This is a genomic window from Terrabacter sp. FW104-15G4B (assembly GCF_058790095.1).
Genome location: NZ_JBYTCI010000001.1, coordinates 327284 through 350568 on the forward strand (window position 1 = coordinate 327284; position 23285 = coordinate 350568).

At 71.4% G+C, this 23285-nt stretch carries 21 protein-coding genes; 15 read left to right on the forward strand and 6 right to left on the reverse strand.

What is annotated here, in order from left to right; genetic code table 11:
- Positions 1-32 precede the first annotated feature (32 nt).
- From rpsB to AC3WRT_RS01585, 12 genes are all read left to right on the forward strand, one after another.
- Entirely contained in the window at positions 33-995 is a 963-nt protein-coding gene (gene rpsB, locus AC3WRT_RS01530) for a 30S ribosomal protein S2 (RefSeq protein ID WP_492718259.1), read from the forward strand.
- A gap of 67 nt (positions 996-1062) precedes the next feature.
- A complete protein-coding gene (gene tsf, locus AC3WRT_RS01535; protein WP_492718261.1) occupies positions 1063-1893 on the forward strand; it encodes a translation elongation factor Ts in 831 nt (276 codons plus the stop codon).
- A 138-nt stretch (positions 1894-2031) separates the two neighbouring features.
- Positions 2032-2649, forward strand: coding sequence for an antibiotic biosynthesis monooxygenase (locus AC3WRT_RS01540; protein WP_492718264.1), 618 nt, complete (start codon positions 2032-2034; stop codon positions 2647-2649).
- A 97-nt stretch (positions 2650-2746) separates the two neighbouring features.
- Positions 2747-3490 (forward strand): response regulator, encoded by a 744-nt coding sequence (locus tag AC3WRT_RS01545; RefSeq protein WP_492718267.1) that lies wholly within the window; start codon positions 2747-2749, stop codon positions 3488-3490.
- A complete protein-coding gene (locus tag AC3WRT_RS01550) occupies positions 3487-6249 on the forward strand; it encodes a DUF4153 domain-containing protein (protein ID WP_492718269.1) in 2763 nt (920 codons plus the stop codon). Before AC3WRT_RS01545 ends, AC3WRT_RS01550 begins: the two co-directional genes overlap by 4 nt.
- 14 nt (positions 6250-6263) lie before the next feature.
- Complete coding sequence (locus AC3WRT_RS01555; protein ID WP_492718271.1) at positions 6264-7391, forward strand: aminotransferase class V-fold PLP-dependent enzyme; 1128 nt, start codon at positions 6264-6266, stop codon at positions 7389-7391.
- A gap of 93 nt (positions 7392-7484) precedes the next feature.
- Positions 7485-8213 (forward strand): UMP kinase, encoded by a 729-nt coding sequence (gene pyrH / locus AC3WRT_RS01560; RefSeq protein ID WP_492718274.1) that lies wholly within the window; start codon positions 7485-7487, stop codon positions 8211-8213.
- Positions 8214-8309: 96 nt separating this feature from the next.
- Positions 8310-8867 (forward strand): ribosome recycling factor, encoded by a 558-nt coding sequence (frr, locus tag AC3WRT_RS01565; protein WP_492718278.1) that lies wholly within the window; start codon positions 8310-8312, stop codon positions 8865-8867.
- A 16-nt stretch (positions 8868-8883) separates the two neighbouring features.
- Entirely contained in the window at positions 8884-9852 is a 969-nt protein-coding gene (locus AC3WRT_RS01570) for a phosphatidate cytidylyltransferase (RefSeq protein WP_492718280.1), read from the forward strand.
- Between the two features lie 19 nt (positions 9853-9871).
- A complete protein-coding gene (locus tag AC3WRT_RS01575; RefSeq protein WP_492718282.1) occupies positions 9872-10702 on the forward strand; it encodes an SDR family NAD(P)-dependent oxidoreductase in 831 nt (276 codons plus the stop codon).
- 93 nt (positions 10703-10795) lie between these two features.
- Positions 10796-12007: a dual-specificity RNA methyltransferase RlmN gene (gene rlmN / locus AC3WRT_RS01580; RefSeq protein WP_492718284.1), complete on the forward strand. Its 1212-nt coding sequence runs from the start codon at positions 10796-10798 to the stop codon at positions 12005-12007.
- A gap of 84 nt (positions 12008-12091) precedes the next feature.
- The gene (locus AC3WRT_RS01585) at positions 12092-13249 is read left to right on the forward strand and encodes a N(5)-(carboxyethyl)ornithine synthase (protein ID WP_492718287.1); all 1158 of its coding nucleotides are present in this window, start codon (positions 12092-12094) and stop codon (positions 13247-13249) included.
- A 26-nt stretch (positions 13250-13275) separates the two neighbouring features.
- Here AC3WRT_RS01585 and AC3WRT_RS01590 read toward each other — a convergent pair whose 3' ends face one another.
- Complete coding sequence (locus AC3WRT_RS01590; protein WP_492718289.1) at positions 13276-14283, reverse strand: GlxA family transcriptional regulator; 1008 nt, start codon at positions 14281-14283, stop codon at positions 13276-13278.
- A gap of 71 nt (positions 14284-14354) precedes the next feature.
- Here AC3WRT_RS01590 and AC3WRT_RS01595 point away from each other — a divergent pair, with 71 nt between their 5' ends.
- Together AC3WRT_RS01595 and AC3WRT_RS01600 are read left to right on the forward strand one after the other, a co-directional pair.
- Complete coding sequence (locus AC3WRT_RS01595) at positions 14355-15719, forward strand: MFS transporter (RefSeq protein WP_492718291.1); 1365 nt, start codon at positions 14355-14357, stop codon at positions 15717-15719.
- A 4-nt stretch (positions 15720-15723) separates the two neighbouring features.
- The gene (locus AC3WRT_RS01600) at positions 15724-17637 is read left to right on the forward strand and encodes an AMP-binding protein (protein WP_492718293.1); all 1914 of its coding nucleotides are present in this window, start codon (positions 15724-15726) and stop codon (positions 17635-17637) included.
- Between the two features lie 13 nt (positions 17638-17650).
- Here AC3WRT_RS01600 and AC3WRT_RS01605 read toward each other — a convergent pair whose 3' ends face one another.
- Positions 17651-18766, reverse strand: coding sequence for an LOG family protein (locus AC3WRT_RS01605; protein ID WP_492718296.1), 1116 nt, complete (start codon positions 18764-18766; stop codon positions 17651-17653).
- An 80-nt stretch (positions 18767-18846) separates the two neighbouring features.
- Between AC3WRT_RS01605 and AC3WRT_RS01610 the strand changes: the two genes are divergently transcribed.
- Complete coding sequence (locus AC3WRT_RS01610) at positions 18847-19785, forward strand: AEC family transporter (RefSeq protein ID WP_492718298.1); 939 nt, start codon at positions 18847-18849, stop codon at positions 19783-19785.
- A gap of 11 nt (positions 19786-19796) precedes the next feature.
- Here AC3WRT_RS01610 and AC3WRT_RS01615 read toward each other — a convergent pair whose 3' ends face one another.
- The 4 genes from AC3WRT_RS01615 to AC3WRT_RS01630 all read right to left on the reverse strand — a co-directional run bounded on the left by AC3WRT_RS01615 (position 19797) and on the right by AC3WRT_RS01630 (position 23220).
- Complete coding sequence (locus AC3WRT_RS01615; RefSeq protein WP_492718301.1) at positions 19797-20168, reverse strand: VOC family protein; 372 nt, start codon at positions 20166-20168, stop codon at positions 19797-19799.
- Positions 20169-20344: 176 nt separating this feature from the next.
- Positions 20345-21088, reverse strand: coding sequence for a hypothetical protein (locus tag AC3WRT_RS01620; protein ID WP_492718303.1), 744 nt, complete (start codon positions 21086-21088; stop codon positions 20345-20347).
- A gap of 183 nt (positions 21089-21271) precedes the next feature.
- On the reverse strand, positions 21272-22711 hold the full coding sequence (locus tag AC3WRT_RS01625; protein ID WP_492718306.1) for an aspartate aminotransferase family protein: 1440 nt from the start codon (positions 22709-22711) through the stop codon (positions 21272-21274).
- Positions 22708-23220: an Lrp/AsnC family transcriptional regulator gene (locus AC3WRT_RS01630; protein WP_492718309.1), complete on the reverse strand. Its 513-nt coding sequence runs from the start codon at positions 23218-23220 to the stop codon at positions 22708-22710. Before AC3WRT_RS01630 ends, AC3WRT_RS01625 begins: the two co-directional genes overlap by 4 nt.
- Between the last annotated feature and the right edge of the window lie 65 nt (positions 23221-23285).

The following is a 23285-nucleotide window of genomic DNA, read 5'->3' on the forward strand; positions in this document are numbered from 1 at the left end:
TGACAACAAACGACACAAGGGAGAACACGGCAATGGCCGTCGTCACCATGCGCCAGCTCCTCGAGAGCGGCGTCCACTTCGGGCACCAGACCCGTCGCTGGAACCCCAAGATGAAGCGCTTCATCATGACCGAGCGCAACGGCATCTACATCATCGACCTGCAGCAGTCGCTGACGTACATCAACAACGCGTACGAGTTCGTCAAGGAGACCGTCGCCCACGGCGGCAGCATCCTCTTCGTCGGCACCAAGAAGCAGGCCCAGGAGCCCATCGCCGAGCAGGCGACGCGCGTCGGCATGCCGTACGTCAACCACCGCTGGCTCGGTGGCATGCTCACCAACTTCCAGACGATCTCCAAGCGCCTCACGCGCCTCAAGGAGCTCGAGGAGCTGAACTTCGACGACGTGGCCGGCTCGGGCTACACGAAGAAGGAGATGCTCATCTTCAAGCGCGAGAAGGACAAGCTCGACAAGACCCTCGGCGGCATCCGCACGATGTCCAAGGTCCCGTCGGCAGTCTGGATCGTCGACACCAAGAAGGAGCACCTCGCCGTCGACGAGGCGCGCAAGCTCGGCCTGCCGGTCATCGCGATCCTCGACACGAACTGCGACCCCGACGAGGTCGACTACAAGATCCCCGGCAACGACGACGCGATCCGCTCCGTCACGCTGCTGACCCGGGTCATCGCCGACGCCGTGGCCGAGGGCCTGGTCCAGCGCTCGTCCGGCAAGTCCGGCGCCGACGCGCAGGCCGAGGAGCCCCTCGCCGAGTGGGAGCGCGAGCTCTACGCGGACGCGGCGGCCACCTCCGAGGCCCCGGCCGCTGAGGGCGCCCCGGCCGCTGAGGGCGCCCCGGCCGCCGAGGCGACAGAGGCTCCGGCTGCCGCCGAGGCCCCCGCTGGCGACGAGGCGACCGAGTCCACCGAGTCCACCGAGGCCACCGAGGCTCCCGCTGAGGGGTCCGTCGAGGCGACGGCCGGTGCCGAGCAGGCCTGACGGCTTCCTCGCCCGATCCCGCTGACACACGAGTCAATCTCCACTGACGAAAAGAGCGATACAGAGCATGGCGAACTACACCGCCGCTGACATCAAGGCGCTGCGCGAGCAGACCGGCGCCGGCATGATGGACGTCAAGAAGGCGCTCGACGAGTCCGACGGCGACCGCGCCAAGGCCGTCGAGATCCTTCGGGTCAAGGGCCTCAAGGGCGTCACGAAGCGCGAGGGCCGCTCGGCCTCCAACGGCCTCGTCGCCGCCCAGGCCGGCGACGGCGTCGGCACCCTCGTCGAGGTCAACTGCGAGACGGACTTCGTCGCCAAGGGTGAGAAGTTCATCGCCCTGGCCGACCAGGTGCTCGCGCAGGCCGCGACGTCCGGCGCGACGAGCGCCGACGAGCTGCTCAAGAGCACGCTCGAGGACGGCAAGACGGTCCAGGAGCTGCTCGACGGGGCCAACGCGACGATCGGCGAGAAGATCGAGATCCGCCGCGTGGCCCGCCTCGAGGGCGAGAAGGTCGTGTCCTACCTGCACAAGACGAGCCCCGACCTGCCTGCGCAGATCGGTGTCCTCGTCGCCCTGCAGGGCGGCGACGACACGGTTGGCCGCGACGTCGCGATGCACATCGCCGCGTTCAGCCCCACGGTGCTGTCGCGCGAGGAGGTCCCGGCCGAGACGGTCGAGAACGAGCGTCGCGTCGCCGAGGCCACGGCCAAGGAGGAGGGCAAGCCCGAGGCTGCCCTGCCCCGCATCATCGAGGGTCGCGTCAACGGCTTCTTCAAGGAGAACGTCCTGCTCGAGCAGGCCTTCGCCAAGGACGCCAAGAAGACCGTCGGCAAGGTGCTCGAGGAGGGCGGCGCCACGGCGACGTCCTTCGCGCGCTTCCGCGTCGGCCAGTGAGGTCCTGACCCCGCTGCACCACTCGTAGCGCACGACCCGCGCATCACGACGACGTATGCCGGTCGCCCCCGTCGGGGCGGCCGGCATCGTCGCGTCCGGGCCGACTTTCGGTCGGCCAGCCCCGCACGAGGAGCCCGCATGAGCACGCCAAGCCCCACGCCGACGCCCACGCCGGCCACCGCGTCCGACGACGCGCGCGGCGCCGTAGAGGTAGACGGACCCCTGACCGTCTCGATCACCCGGCGGGTCGCCCCCGAGGACGAGCTGCTCATGCAGGCGTGGGTCCACGCCGGCACGTCGATGGCGGAGCGCTTCGAGGGCTTCCTCGGCGCCGGCTGGATGCGTTCGGGCGCGGAGGACTGGCACATGCTCTACCGCTTCGACTCGCGGGGGCACCTCGACGCCTGGGAGTGCTCGCCCGAGCGGCTGCGGTGGCTGCGGTCGGCGGCGGACCTCGTCGAGCACCGCCGCACGGAGTACCGCACCGGCATCGAGGGCTGGTTCGACGAGCCCACGTCGTCGTCGGTGAGCGAGCCGGTCGCCTCCGCGCCGCCGCGCTGGAAGCAGGCGAGCATCATCTGGGTCGCCTTCTTCCCCACGAGCCTGGCGTTGACCTACCTCCTGTCGCCCGTCAGCGCGGACTGGCCCGTGGTCCTGCGGGTCCTCGTCTCGACCCTCGTCGCGACGCCGTGGATGACCTACGTCTTCCTGCCGTTCGTGACCCGACTCCTCGGCCGGTGGCTCAGGGCCGGCTGAGCTGGGCTGTACGTGCTGGTGCGGCCGTTGCGGCCTTCACACGATCTCCACACGTCGCACCCTCGCCGCTCCCGGGGCCGCTCCTAGGCTCAGGGACATGAACCAGGGGTATGCCGCACCGTCGTCGAGCGCCACCGCTCCGACGCTGCTCGTCGTCGAAGACGACCCGACGATCAACCAAGCAGTCACCGACCGCCTTGTGGCAGAAGGCTTTCGGGTCTTCCAAGCCTACGACGGGCCGAGTGCCGTGGCGGCGCACAGCGAGCACGCGCCGGACCTCGTGGTCCTCGACCTCATGCTGCCAGGCTTCGACGGGCTCGAGGTCTGCCGGCGCATCCAGGGCGATCGGCCGGTGCCGGTGCTCATGCTCACCGCTCGAGCCGACGAGACCGACGTGCTCGTCGGTCTCGGGGTCGGCGCTGACGACTACGTGACCAAGCCCTTCCGGATGCGCGAGGTCGTCGCCCGGATCCGTGCCCTCCTGCGCCGCGTGGAGCGCGCTCGGGCGCTCGCCGCGGAGCACCCGCCCGTGCTGAAGTTCGGCGACCTCTCGGTCGACCGTGGGTCACGGCGGGTCACGGCGAGGGGGAGCGAGGTCCACCTGACCCCGCTGGAGTTCGACCTGCTGCTCGCCCTCGCCACCGAGGCGGGGGCCGTACGTGGGCGGGACGAGCTGATGCGCGAGGTGTGGGGCTGGGCCGACGCCGGCGGCACCCGCACGCTCGACAGCCACGTGAAGTCGTTGCGAGCCAAGGTCGGGCCTACCCGCGTGCGGACCGTCCACGGCGTCGGCTACGCCCTCGAGACCGGCGCGGTCGACCACGAGCGCGACGAGTCGTGAACGCGGACCGGCCGCTCGACGGCATCCGGTCGGTCAAGGCCAAGCTCGGTCTGCTCGTCGCGGCGAGCATCGTCGCCGCGTCACTCGTGTCCGTGATCGGCGACCGGGCCGGGGTGCCCGGCTGGCTCACGCTCCCGGTCACCATCGCCGCCGCCCTGGGAGTCACCCAGTGGCTGGCCCGCGGCATGACCTCACCGCTGCGCGAGATGACCGCTGCGGCCTCCCGGATGGCGACCGGCGACTACTCCCGGCGCGTTACCGCGACCTCCTCCGACGAGGTCGGAGTGCTCGCCGACGCCTTCAACACCATGGCCGCCGACCTCGCCGGGGCCGACCAGCAGCGGCGCCAGCTCGTGGCGACCGTCTCGCACGAGCTGCGCACCCCGCTCGCCGCCCAGCAGGCACTGCTCGAGAACCTGGTGGACGGAGTGGTGCGTCCCGACGACGCCGTGCTGCGCACCGCGCTGGCCCAGGCCGAGCGCCTGGGCACGCTCGTCGGTGACCTGCTCGACCTCAGCCGCGTCGACGGCGGCCGCACGCCGCTCGCGCTCGCGACCGTCGACGTCCGTCGGCTCGTCGCGGACGCCGTGGCGGAGGCCGGCGTCTCGCGGCGCGGCACCGTGCACGTCGTCGACGTGCCGCCGGAACTGCACGTCACCGCGGACGCGGCGCGACTGGCCCAGATCCTCGCCAACCTGCTCGACAACGCGGACCGGCACAGCCCACCCGGGGGGCGTGTCACCGTCAGCGCGGGCGCCGAGGGCTCTGACCGGTGGTGGCTCATGGTGGCCGACGAGGGCCCCGGCATCCCCGCCGACCAGGTCCACCGGGTCTTCGACCGGTTCGGCTCGGGCGACGACGCCGGCGGTGGCACCGGCATCGGGCTCGCCATCGCGAGCTGGGTCTGCGAGCTGCACGGCGGCTCCATCGCCGCAGTGGCGCCGCCGCCGGGGGAGCGGGGCGCCCGGCTGCGGGCCGTGCTCCCGCGGTCCCCCCACCCGACGAACATTCCGGACGCCGGCGCCCTCGCGGCCCCGGACGCCGAGACCCACTTCAAAACCAGCACCGACTCCCACACCAGCACCGAGACCACCACCGACACCACCACCGACACCACCACCGACACCACCACCGATACCGAGACCCACATCGAGGGAGCCCCCGTGCCCACACCAGCCGCGGCAGTAGCAGGCCCCGAGCCCACCACCGCCTCTGTGAGCGCCGGCGCAGGGCCGCAGCGGGCGGCATACGCCGGCGTGCCGGTCGGTGCGCCCAAGCCTGTCATCGACTCGCTCTTCGGCGACCTGTGGCCGGAGGCCGGACTCGCGCCGCAGGTCCGCCTGCTGCTCCTGTGCCTCGGGGTCGGCGTCGTGTCCGCCGTCGTGCTTCCCTACCGCGGCATCGGCCTCGCGCTCTTCGGCGTGCTCCTCGCAGGTGGTGTGGTGCTCTGGCGCACCACGAGGTACCGGTCGACCCCGTGGGCGCTCCTCAGCAGCGTGCTGTGCGTCGGCCTCGCCTCGCTGTCTGTGCTCAGGGCGGCGGAGTGGCTGACGGTCCTCGCCGTGCTCCTCGGCATCGTCGTGCTGACCACCGCGCTCACCGACGCCAGGCGGCTGGTGCCGATGCTCGCCGGGGTCGTGTCCTGGCCCCTCGCGGCCGTGCGAGGGCTGCCCCTGCTCGGTCGCACCGTCGCCGTGACGAGCCGGATCAGCGTGCTCTGGCCGGTCGTGCGCACCGCGGCGGTCTCGGTCGTGGCGCTCGTCGTCTTCGGCGGGCTCTTCGCGTCCGGTGACGCCGTCTTCGGCTCGTGGACCCAGTCCCTGGTGCCCCACTTCGGCTGGGAGGGCCTGACCCTCCGGACCTTCGTCGGCTTCGTGATGGGAGGAGCGCTGCTCGCGGCCACCTACGTGGCGCTCAACCCCCCGCAAGTCGAACGCGTCACGCTCTCCGAGGGCCGTCCGCTGGCCCGCCTGTGGGAGTGGGTGGTCCCCGTCGGTCTCGTGGTCGCCCTCTTCCTGGCGTTCGTCGTGGCACAGGCCGCGGCCCTGTTCGGTGGCCACGACTACGTCCAGCGCACCACCCGGCTGACGTATGCGGAGTACGTCCACCAGGGCTTCGGCCAGCTCACGACCGCCACCGTGCTCACCCTCGCCACTGTCGCGCTGGCAGTGCGCAAGGCGCCCCGGTCGACGGCTCGCGAACGCCTCGTCCTGCGCGCGACGCTCGGCTGCCTCTGCACGTTGACCCTCGTCGTCGTCGGGTCGGCCCTGCACCGGATGGATCTCTACCAGCAGGCCTACGGCTTCACCGTGCTCCGGGTCCTCGTCGACGCGTTCGAGCTGTGGCTCGGCCTGCTCGTCGTGCTGGTGCTCGTTGCCGGAGTCCGGCTCTCGGGGTGGTGGCTGCCGCGGGCGGCGCTCGTGTCAGCCGCCGCCATCGTGCTCGTGGGTGGCCTCGCCGACCCCGAGGCCTGGGTCGCCCAGCGCAACCTCGACCGCTATGCCGCGACCGGCTCCCTCGACGCGGCCTACCTGCGGTCGTTGGGCCCCGACGCCACCCCGACGATCGTCGCGCGACTGCGCCGGGACGTCTCGGCCTGCATCGTGCTTCCGTCGGTGATCGCGGCGCGCGCTGATCGTGAGGACGCCCTGTCGTGGAATCTCGGCCGGGCCCGTGAGGCGTCCCTGGACGTCGCGCCACTGGAGCAGGCAGAGGCAGCGCGGTGCCCCGACCTGCTGGCGCGCGGGCACACCCCCTGAGGCAGGATGGCCGGGTGCGTCGTGACATCGCCGAGCTGTTCGAGCTCGACCCGGCCCTGACCCACCTCAACCACGGCGCCTTCGGGGCCGTGCCGCGGGCGGTCTGCGAGGCCCAGGACCGGGCTCGGACCCGCATCGAGGGCGCGCCGATGCGCGCCTTCCGAGACGAGCTGCCCGCCGCCCTGGCGCACGCTCGGGAGCAGGCGGCGGCCTTCCTCGGCGTGCCCGCCGACTCGACGGCCCTGCTCCGGAACGTCACCGAGGCGGTCGGCGTCGTACTCCAGGGCCTGGACGTCGGGTCGGGCGACGACGTCGTCGTCAGCAGCCACGGCTACCTCACCGCCGGCTGGTCCGCCGAGGCCCGGGGTGCCACCCTGCGCACCGCCCGGTTCGCCGTCGACAGCGACCCGGAGGAGGTGGTCGCGGCGTTCACCGCAGCCGTGACCGACCGCACGCGCCTGGTCGTCATCGACCACATCACCTCACCGACCGCGCTCGTGCTGCCCGTGGCGCGGGTGGCTGCCGCCGTCGCGCCCGTCCCGGTGCTCGTCGACGCGGCCCACGTGCCCGGTGCGCTCCCGGGGGTCGACATCGAGGCGCTCGCGGTCGCGTTCTGGGCGGGCAACCTGCACAAGTGGGCCTACACCCCGCGAGCCGCCGCGACGCTGTGGGTCGCGCCCGAGCACCGGGAGGCGATGCGCCCCCTCGTCACCTCGTGGAGCCACGGGCTGCCCTACCCCGAGCGCTTCGACCTGCAGGGCACGGTCGACCACTCCGCGTGGGTGACCGTGCCCGACGGGCTCGCCGCGTGGGCGGCCCTCGGCGGGTGGAGCCAGGTCCAGCGCAACGCAGACCTGCTCGTGTCCGGCGCCGAGCTCGTGCGGGCGGCACTGGGCACCGAGAGCCCGCACGGCGGCATACCCTCCGCTCCCTGCCTGCGGCTTGTCAGCCTGCCGGACGGCGTCGCGACGACGACCGAGGACGCCGAGGCCCTCTGGCAGCGCCTCCATGCCGCGGGCTTCGTCGTCCCGCCGGTGTCGTTCGACGGCCGCGGCTACCTCCGGCTGGCCGCAGCCCCGTACAACGACGAGGACGACTACGCGCGGCTCGCTGCAGCGCTCCCGGACGTCATCGCAGCCTGAAGCCCGCGGCGACCACTCGATGCGGTCGATGGCCGTGGGATGTGGAAAGATCGACCGACCGCCGGCACGCTGCCCACGAGGAGGCCCTGCGCCATGACCGACGCCCCGACGACCCCCTTCCATCGGGTCCTTCTCAAGCTCTCCGGTGAGGTGTTCGGGGGCGGCCGCATCGGCCTCGACCCGGCCGTGGTCTCCGGCATCGCCAAGCAGATCGCCGACGCCGTGCGCGGTGGCGTCGAGGTCGCCGTCGTCATCGGCGGCGGCAACTTCTTCCGCGGCGCGGAGCTCCAGCAGCGCGGCATGGACCGCACGCGAGCCGACTACATGGGCATGCTCGGCACCGTGATGAACTGCCTCGCCCTGCAGGACTTCCTCGAGAAGGAGGGCATCGAGACGCGCGTCCAGTCCGCGATCGCGATGCAGCAGGTCGCCGAGCCCTACATCCCTCGCCGCGCCATCCGCCACCTCGAGAAGAAGCGCGTCGTGATCTTCGGCGCCGGCGCCGGTATGCCGTTCTTCTCCACCGACACCGTCAGCGCCCAGCGCGCCCTCGAGATCAAGTGCGACGCCGTGCTCATCGCCAAGAACGGCGTCGACGGCGTCTACGACTCCGACCCGCGCACGAACCCCGACGCGAAGAAGCTCGACACCATCACCTTCAACGACGCGATCGTCGAGGGCCTGCGCGTGGTCGACGCGGCCGCCTTCAGCCTCTGCATGGAGAACAAGCTCCCCATGGTCGTCTTCGGCATGGAAGGCCCGGGAAACATCACGCGGGCCCTGCTCGGTGAGAGGATCGGCACGCTCGTCACCAACGCCTGAGCACGCCAGGCGTCCGGCCGCGCCCGGGCCGAGCCCCAGAAGCACCAGCAGCAGACGAACCAGCCCACGAACGAGGGACGAGGAAGCCAGAGAGCCATGATCGAAGAGACGATGTTCGAGGCCGAGGAGAAGATGGACAAGGCCGTCGAGGTCCTCAAGGAGGACTTCGCGGGCATCCGTACCGGTCGCGCCAACCCGGGACTGTTCAACAAGCTGACGGTCGAGTACTACGGCGCCCCCACCCCCCTGCAGCAGCTCGCGTCCTTCCAGAACCCCGAGCCGCGCACCATCCTGGTCATCCCCTTCGACAAGTCGGCGATGCAGGCCATCGAGCGTTCCATCCGTGACTCGGACCTCGGGGTCAACCCGAGCAGCGACGGCAACCAGATCCGGTGCGTCATGCCCGAGCTGACCGAGGAGCGCCGCCGCGAGTACATCAAGCTGGCGCACCACAAGGCCGAGGAGGCGCGCGTCTCGGTGCGCAACATCCGGCGCAAGGCCAAGACCGACCTCGACAAGCTCGTCAAGGACGGCGAGGTCGGCGAGGACGACGGCTCGCGCGCCGAGAAGGAGCTCGACGGCCTGACGAAGAAGCACACCGACCTCGTCGACGGGCTCGTCAAGGCCAAGGAGACCGAGCTGCTCGAGGTCTGACCTCGTTGCTCGACCGATGATGACGACTGACTCCCCGTCGGACCCCGTGGAGCCCGGACCCTCCATCGAGGCCGCCGACGACGGGCACGGGCCGCTGGAGCCCGTGCCCTACGACCCGACGCTCGACGAGTTCGCCGGCCTCCCCCCGGAGGAGGTGCTCGAGAAGAAGCAGAGCCGTGCGGGCCGCAACCTGCCGGCCGCGATCGGGGTCGGGCTCGGCCTGGGCGTCGTCATCGTGGCCAGCCTGCTCATCTGGAAGGTGGTCTTCCTTCCCGTCGTGGCGGTCGCCGTGGGCATCGGCATCTGGGAGCTCCGGGCGGCCCTGCGCCACGCAGAGGTGCAGGCCCCGCTCGTGCCCCCGCTCGCCGGCATGGTGGGGATGCTCTGGGCCGCCTACGTCCACGGCCCGGCCGGGCTCGTCGTCGCGTGGTCACTCACCTGTCTCGCCGTCGTGCTCTGGCGCGGCACCGGACGACTCGGGGGCGCGGGGAGAGACGTGCTCGGTGGCGTCTTCGTCTCGACCTACCCGACCTTCCTCGTCGGTTTCGCCGCGCTGCTGCTTGCCCCAGAGGACGGGGTGGGCCGGATGTTCGTCTTCCTCATCACGACGGTCTGTAGCGACGTCGGTGGCTACGCCGCGGGCGTCCTCTTCGGCAGGCACCCCATGGCGCCGAGCATCAGTCCCAAGAAGTCCTGGGAGGGCTTCGCCGGCTCCGTGGTGCTCTGCGTCCTCGGCGGCTCGATCACGGTGCACCTGCTGCTCGACCACTCGTGGGTCATCGGCATCGCGCTCGGGGTCGGAGTGGCCGTGGCCGCCACCGTGGGCGACCTGATGGAGTCGCTCATCAAGCGCGACCTCGGGATCAAGGACATGTCCAACGTCCTCCCCGGCCACGGCGGCATCATGGACCGTCTCGACTCGCTGGTCGTCGTCGCGCCGATCGTGTGGGCAGTGCTCACCCTGCTCGCCGCCAAGCCGGTCTGACGGTGTCCGGGCTGAACCCGTGAACGACCCGGTGCCCGGCCCGGCGAGCAGCCCTGTCGGGCCGCCGTTCGGCCAGACCGGCCGGGTCGCGATCGTCACGGGCGCCGGCAGCCCCACCGGAATCGGGCTGGCCACCGCACGGCTGCTCGGCCGGCTCGGGGCCGCCGTGGTGCTCGCCGCCACGACCGACCGCGTCCACGACCGCGTGGCCGAGCTGCGCCAGGAGGGCATCACGGCGTCGGCCCACGTGGGCGACCTGACGGACGAGGCCGTGGCCGAGGCGCTCGTCGACGCCTGCCTGAGCGAGCACGGACGGGTCGACGTCGTGGTCAACAACGCGGGCATGACGAGCGGCGCCGACCCCGACACCCACGGCGGCGACCTGGCCGCCACCGACCCGGAGCGCTGGCGCCGCGCGCTGGCCCGCAACCTCGACACCGCCTACCTCGTGAGCCGGGCCGCCCTGCCACACCTGCGCATGTCCGGAGCGGGGCGGCTGGTCATCGTCAGCAGCGTCACCGGGGCGGCGATGGCGATGCGCGCCGAGGTCGCCTATGCCACCGCCAAGGCGGCACTCGTCGGGCTCACCCGGGCCATCGCCGTCGACGAGGGTGCCCACGGCACCACCGTCAACGCCGTCGCGCCGGGCTGGGTGGCCACCGCCTCCCAGACCGACGACGAGGCGCGGGAAGGGCGGGCGACGCCACTCGGTCGCTCCGGCAGCCCCGAGGAGGTGGCCGCCGCCATCGCCTTTTTCGCCAGCAGGGAGTCGTCCTACGTCACCGGCCAGGTGCTCGTCGTCGACGGGGGCAACGGCGTGGCCGAGCAACGGTCGCCCCAGCGCGACTGAGACGCGGGCGTCCGCTGCGGGAGGGCGGCATACGCCCCTGACCGGGGCCGCTGGGGCAGACCCGTTTTGACTCCACCTGAGACAATGGTGGAGATGACTGAGACCCCTGCCCCCGCCTCTGAGCCGGCGCCCGACTCGACGCCGGTCGCGCTGCCCGAACCGACCACCGCCCGTCCGCAGCCCGGCCAGCTGACCTTCCAGGCACCCCGCCGGGGCAAGCCGCCGCGGCACCTCGCCGACCTCGCGCCGGCCGAGCGCAAGGAGGCCGTCGAGTCGCTGGGGCACAAGGGGTTCCGCGCCAAGCAGCTCTCGACGCACTACTTCGAGCGGCTCGAGGACGACCCGGAGCAGATGACCGACCTGCCCAAGGCCGTGCGCTCCCAGCTCGTCGCCGACCTGCTCCCGACCCTGCTCACGCCGGTCGTGCAGCGGGTCGCCGACGACGGCCAGACGATGAAGTATGCGTGGCGCCTGCACGACGGCGCCATCGTCGAGTCCGTCCTCATGCGCTACCCCAACCGCGTCACGATCTGCATCTCGAGCCAGGCCGGGTGCGGGATGAACTGCCCGTTCTGCGCCACGGGCCAGGCGGGCCTGACCCGCAACATGTCGGCGGGAGAGATCGTCGAGCAGGTCGTCTGGGCAGCGCGGGCGCTGCGCCGCGGCGAGCTCGCCGGTGGGGGAGACGACGACCGGGAGGCGCCGCTGCGCGTCAGCAACGTCGTCTTCATGGGCATGGGGGAGGCCCTCGCCAACTACAAGGCGTCGATCGGGGCCATCCGCCGCCTCACGGACCCTGCTCCCGACGGCCTCGGGATCTCCGCCCGCGGCGTGACGATGTCGACGGTCGGGCTCGTGCCCGGCATCGACAAGCTCACCGCGGAGGGCATCCCGGTGACCCTGGCGCTGTCGTTGCACGCCCCCGACGACGAGCTGCGCAACGAGCTCGTGCCGATCAACACCCGCTGGTCGGTGGACGAAGCCCTCGACGCCGCGTACCGCTACTACGAGGCGACGGGCCGCCGGGTCTCGATCGAGTACGCCCTGATCCGCGACATCAACGACCAGGGCTGGCGGGCCGACCTGCTCGGCGAGAAGCTGGCCGCCCGCGGCAAAGGATGGGTGCACGTCAACCCGATCCCGCTCAACCCGACGCCCGGCTCGAAGTGGACGGCCTCACGCCCCGGCGTCGAGCAGAACTTCGTCGAGCGGCTGCGTGCCCACGGCATCCCGACGACGATCCGCGACACCCGCGGTCAGGACATCGACGGAGCGTGCGGCCAACTCGCCGCCTCGACCGCCTGAGCCGCGTACGCTGCAGGTGTCGGCCCCGGGCGCGGTGACGCCTCACCGGGCAGTCCGCGGGGCGGTCCTGCAGGAGGTACGCCCATGGTCCAGCTCCGTCTCGGCGTCATGGGTCGGTCGCTCAAGGAGAACGAGCACCGGCTGCCGTTGCACCCCCGACACTTCGACCGCATCCCGGCCGAGCTGGGCGAGGGCATCCTCGTGGAGCACGGCTACGGCGAGCGGTTCGGGGTGTCCGACGACCAGCTCGACCGCTTCGTGGGTGGCTTCCGCACCCGGGAGGAGCTGGTGCGCGAGTGCGAGGTCATCCTCGCGCCGAAGCCGCTGCTGGACGACATCGCCGCGCTGCGGACCGGGCAGGTGCTGTGGGGATGGCCGCACTGCGTCCAGGACGCGGAGCTCACCCAGGTCGCCATCGACCACCAGCTGACCCTGATTGCCTTCGAGGCCATGAACTACTGGAAGCCGGACGGGTCGTTCAACCTGCACGTCTTCCACCGCAACAACGAGCTCGCCGGCTACTGCTCAGTGCTGCACGCCCTGCAGCTCGCGGGCATCACCGGTCACTACGGTCCCCACCGACGTGCCGTCGTCATCGGCTTCGGTGCCACCGCGCGTGGCGCCGTGACGGCCCTGAACTCCTTGGGAGTCGGCGAGGTCGACGTGCTCACGCACCGGTACCGGGCCGCGGTCGCCGCGCCTATCCACACCGCCCGCATCGTGCACTTCGACACGCAGGACGCCGACGACTCGACGCCGCGGGTCAGCCACGCGGTGACCGAGCACGGGCCGGTGGTCCTCGGCGAGTTCCTCACCGAGCACGACATCGTCGTCAACTGCGTGCTGCAGGACACTGACGCGCCCCTGACCTTCATGACCGAGGACGACCTCAAGCGGATGGCGCCGGGCAGCCTCATCATCGACGTGTCGTGCGACCTGGGCATGGGTTTCAGTTGGGCGAGGCCGACGACGTTCGTCGAGCCCACGTTCACGGTGGGTGACCACGTGCTCTACTACGCCGTCGACCACAGCCCCTCCTACCTCTGGGACGCCGCGACCTGGGAGATCAGCGAGGCCCTGCTGCCCTTCCTGCCGACGGTCATGGGCGGACCTGTGGCCTGGGACGCGGACCGCACGATCCGGCGGTCCATCGAGATCCGCAACGGGGTGGTGCAGAACCCCGCCATCCTGTCCTTCCAAGGACGTTCGTCGAACCACCCGCACCTGCCGCTCGCCACCTGACCGAGCGCGTATGCCGTCGCGCAGGCTCAGGCCGGCTCGGCGCGGTAGGTGCGGCGGTAGGCGAGGGGCGAGAGCCCGACAGCGGCTGAGAGGTGCTGGCGCAGCGACGCGCTGCTGCCGAAACCCGCTGCGGCGGCGACCCGGTCGACGGGCAGGTCGGTGGTCTCCAGCAGCTGTCGAGCCCGCTCGACCCTGACGTGCACGAGCCAGGTGCCGGCCGTCTCGCCGGTCTCCTCCCGGAAGCGTCGGGTGAAGGTGCGCACGCTCATCCCGGCGTGACGGGCCATGTCGGTCAGGGTCATCGGCTGGTCGAGGCACTCGAGCACCCACGCGCGCGTGGTGCCGGTCCCTGCCTGGGGCTCGTCGGGGACCGGCCGTTCGATGAACTGGGCCTGGCCACCCGGTCGCCACGGGGCCACGACGGCGCCGCGCGCCACCCGGTTGGCCGCCTCGGTGCCGAGGTCGGTGCGCAGCACGTGGAGCAGCAGGTCGATGCCCGCCGCGTTGCCGGCCGAGGTGAGGACGTCGCCGTGGTCGACGTAGAGCACGGCGGGGTCGAGGGCGACGGCGGGGAAGTGGCGGCGGAAGAGGTCCTCGTACACCCAGTGAGTGGTCGCCTCGCGTCCGTCGAGCATGCCGAGCCCGGCCAGCACGAAGGCCCCCGTGCAGATCGAGACCCATCGGGCGTCCGGTCGCGCAGTGCCTGCCAGCTGGACCAGCTCGGCTGGCAGCGTTCCCAGCCGGACGATGTCGGTGTTCGTGATGCCCGGGACCACGATTGTGTCAGCCTGCGCGACAACGGAGTTCGGGTGCGTCGGCAGCGCGGCGTAGCCGGCTGACGTCAGCACCGGCCCGTCGTCGAGGGTGCACATCGACACCTCATAGGGAGCGGGTTCCCCGGTCAACCGGCCCGGCCACCCCGGGTCGAGGGCGCTCGAGCAGAAGAAGCGGTGCGGCAGTCCGAGCTCGAAGGCGACCACGCCGTCGAGGGCGAGGACGGCGACCCGGTGCGGAGGCCTGGGTGCGGGCGGCATGGCCAGATTCTTGCACATCACGTCCTTCTGGCCACTCGTTCGCGCGGCGACCACCCGCCACGCTGGTCCGCATGAGCCTGACCGACCGCCGCAACGACCTACCGGACGACGCACCGCCGACCCGACGCGTGACGGCCCTTCGACGGGTGCACCCGGCGTGGTGGGTCGCCGTCGTCACGTTCCTGACGATCATCGGCGCCGCCGGCTTCCGATCGACGCCCGGCGTCCTCATGACGCCGCTCCACGAGGAGTTCGGCTGGCCCATGGGCGTCATCGGAGGAGCGGTGTCGGTCAACCTCGTCCTGTTCGGGCTGGCCGCACCCTTCTCGGCCGCCCTCATGGAGCGCCTGGGCATCCAGCGGGTCATCGCCTTCGCCCTGCTGCTCGTCAGCATCGGCTCCCTCCTGCCGGTCTGGATGACGGCGTCGTGGCAGCTCGTGCTCTGCTGGGGTGTGGTCGTGGGGCTCGGCACGGGCGCAATGGCGATGAGCCTCGTCGCGACCGTGACGGGCCGCTGGTTCGTCGAGCGCCGCGGCCTCGTCACCGGCGTGCTGACGGCAGCCGGTGCGACCGGCCAGCTGGTCTTCCTGCCCGTGCTCGCCTGGCTGGCTGACAACCACGGCTGGCGCACGGCTGCGATCGCCACCTCCGCCGCAGCCCTCGCGGTCGTGCCGCTCGTGGTCTGGAAGCTGCACGACCACCCGAGCGTCCTCGGCACCACGGCATACGGGGCGCCGGCGGGCACGCTCGTCGGACGCCCGCCCCGACCCACCGGCCACCCGGCGCACCTGGCCCTGACGACGCTTCGCGCCGCGGCGCGCACCAAGGTCTTCTGGCTCCTGGCCGGCAGCTTCGCGGTGTGCGGTGCGTCCACGAACGGACTCGTCGGCACCCACTTCATCCCCGCCGCCCACGACCACGGCATGCCGACGACGACGGCGGCGGGCCTGCTCGCGCTCGTGGGCATCTTCGACATCGTCGGGACCGTATTCTCGGGCTGGCTCACCGACCGGGTCGACCCGCGGATCCTGCTCGCGGCGTACTACACCCTGCGCGGCGGCTCACTCTTCCTGCTGCCCGCTCTCTTCAGCGACTCGATGCACGTCAACATGCTGGCATTCGTCCTCTTCTACGGCCTCGACTGGGTGGCGACGGTGCCCCCGACCCTGGCCCTGTGCCGCAGCGCCTACGGCGAGCGGGCCCCGATCGTCTTCGGGTGGGTCTTCGCCTCGCACCAGCTCGGCGCGGCAGCCGCGGCTCTCGGTGCCGGCCTCGTACGCGACCAGCTCGGCACCTACGACCTCGCGTGGTACGTCGCCGGCGCGCTCTGCCTCGTCGCCGCCGCCATGTGCGTGGCGATCTCGACCGCTCGGCTGTCAGATGCGTCACCTCGGCGCACGGACTCTGGCGCGATGGCCCCACCGGCGGCACAGTGAGCCCATGAGCGAGGGCGCTGCTGCGGCATACCAGAGCACCTACGACGCCAGCCTGCGCGACCGGGAGGGCTTCTGGCGCGACGCTGCCGAGGGGATCGACTGGGTGACCCCGCCGACGCGGATCCTCGACGACTCGAGGCCGCCCTTCTATCGGTGGTACCCGGATGCCGAGCTCAACGTCTGCTTCAACGCTGTCGACCGCCACGTGGCGGCCGGCCGCGGGGGGCAGGCCGCGATCCACTACGACTCCCCGGTCACGGGCACGAAGAACACGCTGACGTATGCCGTCCTGCTGGAGCGGGTGCGCGCGGTGGCCGGCGGCCTGCGCGGTCTCGGCGTCGGCAAGGGTGACCGCGTCGTCATCTACCTGCCGATGGTGCCCGAGGCCGTCATCGCGATGCTCGCGTGCGCCCGCATCGGCGCCGTCCACTCCGTCGTCTTCGGCGGTTTCGCGCCCCAGGAGCTGGCCGCCCGCATCGACGACGCAGCGCCGAAGGTCGTGCTCTCCGCCTCGTGCGGCGTCGAGCCGAGCCGCGTCGTGCCGTACAAGCCGTTCCTCGACGAGGCGATCCGGCGCTCGGAGCACCAGCCCGAGCACTGCGTCATCCTGCAGCGCGAGCAGGAGCAGGCCGAGCTCGGCGAGCGCGACATCGACTGGGCCGACTTCGAGGCGGGCGAGGCGGCTGCCCAGGGAGCCGAGTGCGTCACCGTGGCGGCCACCGACCCGCTCTACATCCTCTACACCTCGGGCACCACGGGTAAGCCGAAGGGCATCTACCGCGACAGCGGTGGCTACGCGGTCGCGCTGCGCTGGTCGATGGCCAACATCTACGACGTCGCACCGGGCGAGACGATGTTCACGGCGAGCGACGTCGGCTGGGTCGTCGGCCACTCCTACATCGTCTACGCGCCGCTGCTCACCGGGGCGACGACGGTGCTCTACGAGGGCAAGCCGGTCGGCACCCCGGACGCCGGCGCGTTCTGGCGCGTCATCGCGGAGTACGACGCGGTCTGCCTCTTCACCGCCCCCACGGCCTTCCGCGCCATCAAGAAGGAGGACCCGACCGCGTCCAAGCTGGCCGGGCACGACCTCTCACACTTCCGGGCGCTCTTCCTCGCGGGGGAGCGGCTCGACCCCGACACCTACCAGTGGGCCTCGGTCGCGCTGGGCAAGCCCGTCATCGACAACTGGTGGCAGACCGAGACCGGCTGGCCGATCGCCTCCAATCCCAGGGGGATCGGGCTCCTGCCGATCAAGGCTGGATCGCCCACCGTGGCCGTGCCCGGCTACGACGTCCAGGTGCTCGACGGCATGGGGGAGCCGGTCGAGCCCGAGGTCGAGGGCGCCATCTGCATTCGGCTGCCGATGCCGCCCGGCACGCTCCCGACGCTCTGGGGCGACGACGACCGCTACGTCAGCTCCTACCTGTCGGCCTACCCCGGCTACTACCTCACCGGCGACGGGGGCTACCTCGACGAGGACGGCTACCTGTACGTCATGGGGCGCACCGACGACGTCCTCAACGTCGCGGGGCACCGGCTCTCGACGGGATCCCTCGAGGCGGCACTCGCCGGCCACGAGGCGGTCGCCGAGTGCGCTGTCATCGGGGTCCACGACGACCTCAAGGGACAGGTGCCCTGGGCGCTGGTCGTGCTGAAGTCCGGCATCGACGCCGTGGCCGACGGCGACCGCATCAAGCGGGAGCTCGTCGCCCGCGTCCGGGGTGAGGTCGGCGCCGTGGCCGCCCTGCACCAGGTCGACATCGTGGCCGGCCTCCCCAAGACCCGTTCGGGCAAGATCTTGCGCAAGACGATGCGGGAGATGGCCGACGGCAGGACGCCGACCGTGCCGGCGACGATCGAGGACCCTGCGGTCCTCGAGGCCCTCTCCCCGGTCCTCCGCACCCCCGCGGTCTGACTACCCCGTTCGGTCAGGGGGGTGGGGGCGGCAGGAGGGCGGGGACATCGTCGACGGAGTCGACCAGGTGGAGGGCCTCCGACATCGCCCGGCCGCGCGCGAGAGCGGTGAGGGCCGGCCAGATCGGGACCTGCTCGGTCCAGTGGTCTCGGCCGACGAGCACCAGCGGTGGCAGCGGCTCGTCGTCGGGGGCGTAGTAGAGCGGGGTCACCGCCTGGAAGATCTCCTGCACCGTCCCGGCCGCCCCGTCGAGCACGACGATCCCGGCGTTCGACCGGGCCAGCAGACCTTCCTCGCGGATCGCGTTCGAGAAGTACTTGGCGATGACGTCGCAGAAGACGTTGGGCGGCTCGTGGCCGTAGAACCAGGTCGGGATGCCGAGCGATCGCGCCGACGGGCCCAGGGTGCCGGACGGCGCCTGTGGTTCGTCGCCCACCAGCGCGGCCCGGGCGGCGAGCGCCGTCTGTGCCCACGGAGTCACGTCGGGCCGGAAGCCTGGGACTCCCGCGATCCGCCCGACAGTTTCCTCGACGGCGGCAGCACTGCGGCAGAGCGCGCCGAGGTTGGCCGCCTCCATCGCACCGGGGCCTCCGCCGGTCGCGACGAGGTGGCCCTCCTCCGCGAGGGCGTGTCCCAGGCCTGCGGCACCGGCGTATGCAGCCGAGTTCCGTTGCAGCGTGTGCCCGCCCATGATGCCCACCACCGAACGACCCTGCACGAGCTCGTCCAGCTCGTCGGTGACCGAGTCGTCGTGGATCGCCCGCACCAGAGTGCAGTACGCGTCGGTCCGCAGCCGCGCGTCGACGAACCACGCGTACGCCTTCGCGTCCGGGGTGGCGGCGTAGCCGTGTTCGAGGCCGGAGTAGAGGTCGGTCGGGAAGTAGAGACCGCGCCACGGGTCGACGGGTGCGTCACCGAGGCCGGGGAAGAGGATGGCGCCGCGGACGAGCAGCTTCTGCGCGACCGGTACCGGGACCGTGCCCCCGAGGATGACGAGTCCGCTGAGGTCGTCGTGCGCTGCGAGGCGCTCGCCGTAGGAGGTGAGGTCCAGACGCTGCAGCCGAAGCCCGCGCAGTGGTCCGCCGGAGGCGAGGTGGTCGTCCAGCTCGTCCAGGGTCTCGATCTCCATGCGCCCCATCCTGCCCGCCGCGGTGGTCGAGCAGCGGACCGGTCGAGCTCGCGTCGGGCGCGGCTGAGAGGATCGCCGCCATGGTCGGCGTGCTGGAGGGATTCGCGACGATCGCGATCATCGTCGCGGTCGGGTGGCTGCTCGCCGACCGGCGGGTGCTCGACGACTCCGCGCAGGTCAACCTCTCGAGACTCGCTTTCTACGTCGCGTCGCCCGCGCTGCTGCTCACCGTCATGCAGCGCACCTCGCTCGACGCGGTCCTGTCGGCCAACCTCGTCACGTCCCTTCTGAGCTTCGCGCTCGTCGTGGGCGTCTACCTGCTCATCGCCCGCGTCCGCTGGGTAGGAGGCACGCTCGGGTCACGTCTCATCGGCAGCCTCTCGGCGGCGTACGTCAACGCGGGCAACCTCGGCATCCCGATCGCCCTCTACGTCCTCGGCGACGTCGCGTGGGTCGCACCGACCCTGCTCATGCAGCTGCTGCTCATCACGCCCGTCTACATGGCGCTCTTCGACAGCGACGCCCGCGGCGAGCGACCGAGGCTCGGCCGGAGCCTGCGCCGGATGTTCAGCAACCCGATCACCCTCGGCGCGGTGGCCGGTCTCGTCATCGCGGTGTTCGACATCGACCTGCCCCGGGTCGTCGCCGCTCCCATCGACCTGCTCGGCGCCATGGCGGTGCCCTCCATGCTCGTGGCCTTCGGCATCTCGCTGCGGCGTGGACCGCGCCCGGCGACAGGCCGTGCCGCCCAGCACGTGTGGACCATCGTCGTCCTGAAGACGCTGGTCATGCCGGCCATCGCGCTCGGTGTGGGCCTCGCACTCGGACTGCGCGGCGAAGCGCTCTTCGCGGTCGTGGTGACGGCAGCCCTCCCCACGGCGCAGAACATCTTCACGTATGCCGTCCGCTACCGACGCGAGGTCAACCTGGCCCGGGACGTCATCTTCGTCAGCACCTTCGCCTCGGTCCCGGTCATCCTCGGGATCGCCGCGGGCTTCCACTGGGTCGCCGGCCTCTGAGTGCCGCGTGGTCAGGCCCAGTTGGCGGCCTGCGTGAGGCAGAAGGGGTGACCGCTCGGGTCGAGCAGCACACGCCACGTCTCGCCGGGCTGCTCGTCGGGGAGCGTCGCCCCGGCCGCCACGCACTCCGCCGCGGCCGCGTCGAGGTCGTCGACGGCAAGGTCGAGGTGGAACTGCTTGGTGCCGTGCTCGTTCGGCCAACCGGGGGGCTCGTGGTCAGCGACGAGTCCCAGGCCCAGGGCCAGGCCGCCGGGGCCGGTGAGCATGGCGTACTCGTCCTGCACGTGGGCCACCTCCCAGCCGAGCACCGTGGACCAGAAGGCGGCATCCCGGCGCGCGTCCGAGCTGTCGAGGGTGAGCATCTTGAGTTGGGCGATGGCCATCGCTGGTTGCCTTCCGTCGTCGGGGTGGTGATCCAGACTGACACGGGAGTGGCGCGCGCTCGTAGATGGGCGCCGTCGCTGCGTCGGGCAGATTGGCGGCGCCCGATTCCGTCGCCCGGGACAGGTGGGGGACGAGGGAAACCGAACGTCGCGTCGGAAAAGGGCTTCAGAGTCGGTCAGAACCCGCCGAAGTCCCCGCCACCGCCGAAGTCACCGCCGAAGTCGCCCCCGCCGCCGAAGTCCCCTCCGCCACCGAAGTCGGCCGCGTCGGAGTAGTCGCCCCCGCCGCCGAAGTCGGAGCCGCCGGCGTCGCCCGCGTCACCGCCGTCGCCCGAGTCGCTGCCGGCATCTCCGGAATCTCCCGAGTCTCCCGAGTCTCCGGAGTCGGCGTTCGCGTCTCCCGCCTCCTGGGCCTCCGGCGACGAGTCGTAGCCCCCCAGCATCATGTCGGCCAGGGCGGAACCGACGACGACGCCGGCGATGGTGCCGAGCATGGAGCCGGCGATCATGCCGCCCATCCCCATGCCGCCCATGCCCATGCCGCCGCGGCCGCCGCCGAACGCACCCTGGAGGTAACCGGGTCGGCTCATCTCGGCGCGGGTTGCGCTGCGGGCGAGGTCGGCCGGCTCGTCGCTGCGCGGACGCTCACCCTCGGGGAGGTCCTCGTTGAGGCGCTGGAGGACCATCTGGCGCTGCTCGGGTGAGAGCTTGGCGAAGGCCTCGGTGTGCACCCGCTCGATGTCTTCCGGCGGCGCGGTGCGCAGCAGGTACTTGTAGCGGGCGATGGCGCGCTCGTCCTCTGACGACGCACCCCCGCGCGGTGCCGGGACGGCGTAGGGCTGTCCGGTCGGCGGCTGGGGCTGCTGGGGGCGCTGCTGCTGCAGGGGCTCACGTCCCAGCAGCTTGTCGAGGAATCCCATGTCTTCTCCTTGCGTCGGGGGTGCGTCGGCGTCGCACTCCTCGGATACCTACCCCAACGAACGGCCCACCGCAGCGTTCCGTGTCCCCCGGCAGCCACGGGAACGCCCGAAGCCACCCGCGAACGGGTGGCTTCGTGACCGGCCGGGCCCACGGCATACGCAAGCCGTCGGGACGCGCTGGGGTCAGAGGTGGTTCTCGGCCTCGGTCAGCACCGAGCGCAGCCGCGACTCGATGTCGTCGAACTGCTCCGGACCCATGATCAGCGGCGGCGCGAGCTGGATGACGGGGTCGCCGCGGTCGTCGGCGCGGCAGTAGAGGCCGGCGTCGAAGAGCGCCTTGGAGAGGAAGCCGCGCAGCAGCCGCTCGGACTCGGCGTCGTTGAAGGTCTCGCGCGTGGCCTTGTCCTTGACGAGCTCGATGCCGTAGAAGTAGCCGGCGCCACGGACGTCACCGACGAGCGGCAGGTCGAGCAGCTTGTCGAGCGTCGCCTTGAAGATCGGGGCGTTCTGCTTGACCCGGTCGTTGAGGCCCTCGCGCTCGAAGATGTCGAGGTTGGCCATCGCGACCGCAGCCGACACGGGGTGGCCACCGAAGGTGTAGCCGTGCGGGAAGTACGTCGTGCCGTGCCGGAACGGCTCGAAGAGGCGGTCGCTGGCGATCATGGCGCCGATCGGGGAGTAGCCGCTCGTCATGCCCTTGGCGCAGGTGATGATGTCCGGCACGTAGCCGAAGTCGTCGCAGGCGAACATCGAGCCGATGCGGCCGAACGAGCAGATCACCTCGTCCGAGACGAGCAGCACGTCGTACTCGTCGCAGATCTCGCGGACCCGCTCGAAGTAGCCGGCGGGCGGCGGGAAGCAGCCACCGGAGTTCTGCACCGGTTCGAGGAAGACGGCCGCGACGGTGTCGGGTCCCTCGAACTCGATCGCCTCGGCGATGCGGTCGGCGGCCCAGCGTCCGAAGGCCTTCTCGTCGTCGCGCAGGTGCTCGGGCGCGCGGTACATGTTGGTGTTCGGGACCTTGTGTGCACCGGGCACGAGCGGCTCGAACATCTCCTTGGCGGCAGGGATGCCGGTGATCGAGAGGGCGCCCTGCGGCGTGCCGTGGTACGCGACAGCGCGCGAGATGACCTTGTGCTTGGTGGGCTTGCCGGTCAGCTTGAAGTACTGCTTGGCCAGCTTCCACGCGGTCTCGACGGCCTCGCCACCACCGGTGGTGAAGAAGACGCGGTTGAGGTCACCGGGGGCATGGCCGGCGAGTCGCTCCGCAAGCTCGATCGCCTTGGGATGGGCGTAGCTCCACAGCGGGAAGAACGCGAGCTCCTTGGCCTGCTTGGCGGCCGCGTCGGCGAGCTCCTCGCGGCCGTGGCCGGCCTGGACGACGAAGAGGCCGGCGAGCCCGTCGATGTACTCGTTTCCGCGGTCGTCCCAGATCTTCCAGCCCTGGCCCTTCGTGATGATGGGCACGGAGTGGCCGAGGCCGCCCTCGCCCTTCTCCTCGAAGACCGAGTGGCGCGTGAAGTGCATCCACAGGTGGTCTCTGGCAGCCTCGGAGTGGAGGGTGCCTGTGGGCGTTCGGTGGTCCGAGGTGGGTTCCCAGACCTCGTTCGGGTTGATGCTCATCGTGTACCCCAGTTGTAGAGCTGTTTGTTGAGTTTCAGGTAGACGAACGTCTCGGTGGCGGTGACGCCGGGCAGCGGGCGGATCCGGCTCGTCAGCAGCTCGAGCAGGTGGCTGTCGTTCTCGCACACGACCTCGGCGAGGACGTCGAAGCTGCCCGCGGTCGTGACGACGTAGGACACCTCCTCCATCTGCGTCAGGGCGTCGGCAACGGCGGTCATGTCGCCCGACACCCGCAGCCCGACCATCGCCTGGCGCTGGAAGCCGACCTGCAGTGGATCCGTCACCGCGACGATCTGCATGACGTCGGCGTCGAGCAGGCGCTGCACGCGCTGGCGCACCGCGGCCTCCGACAGCCCGACCTCCTGCGCGATGGACGCGTACGACTTGCGCCCGTCGTGCTGGAGCAGCTCGATGATCGTCTTGCTCACGTTGTCGAGATTGACCGAGGGCTTCCGGGCAGAGCTGGCCCCGGAGCCGGCGGCGCTCGCCACGCCTCGGATGGTCGTCATGCGCCGATAGTGACCTGTGGAACGCGCTGTTGGCAAGTCCTCACGCAACGGAATCCGAAGTTGTT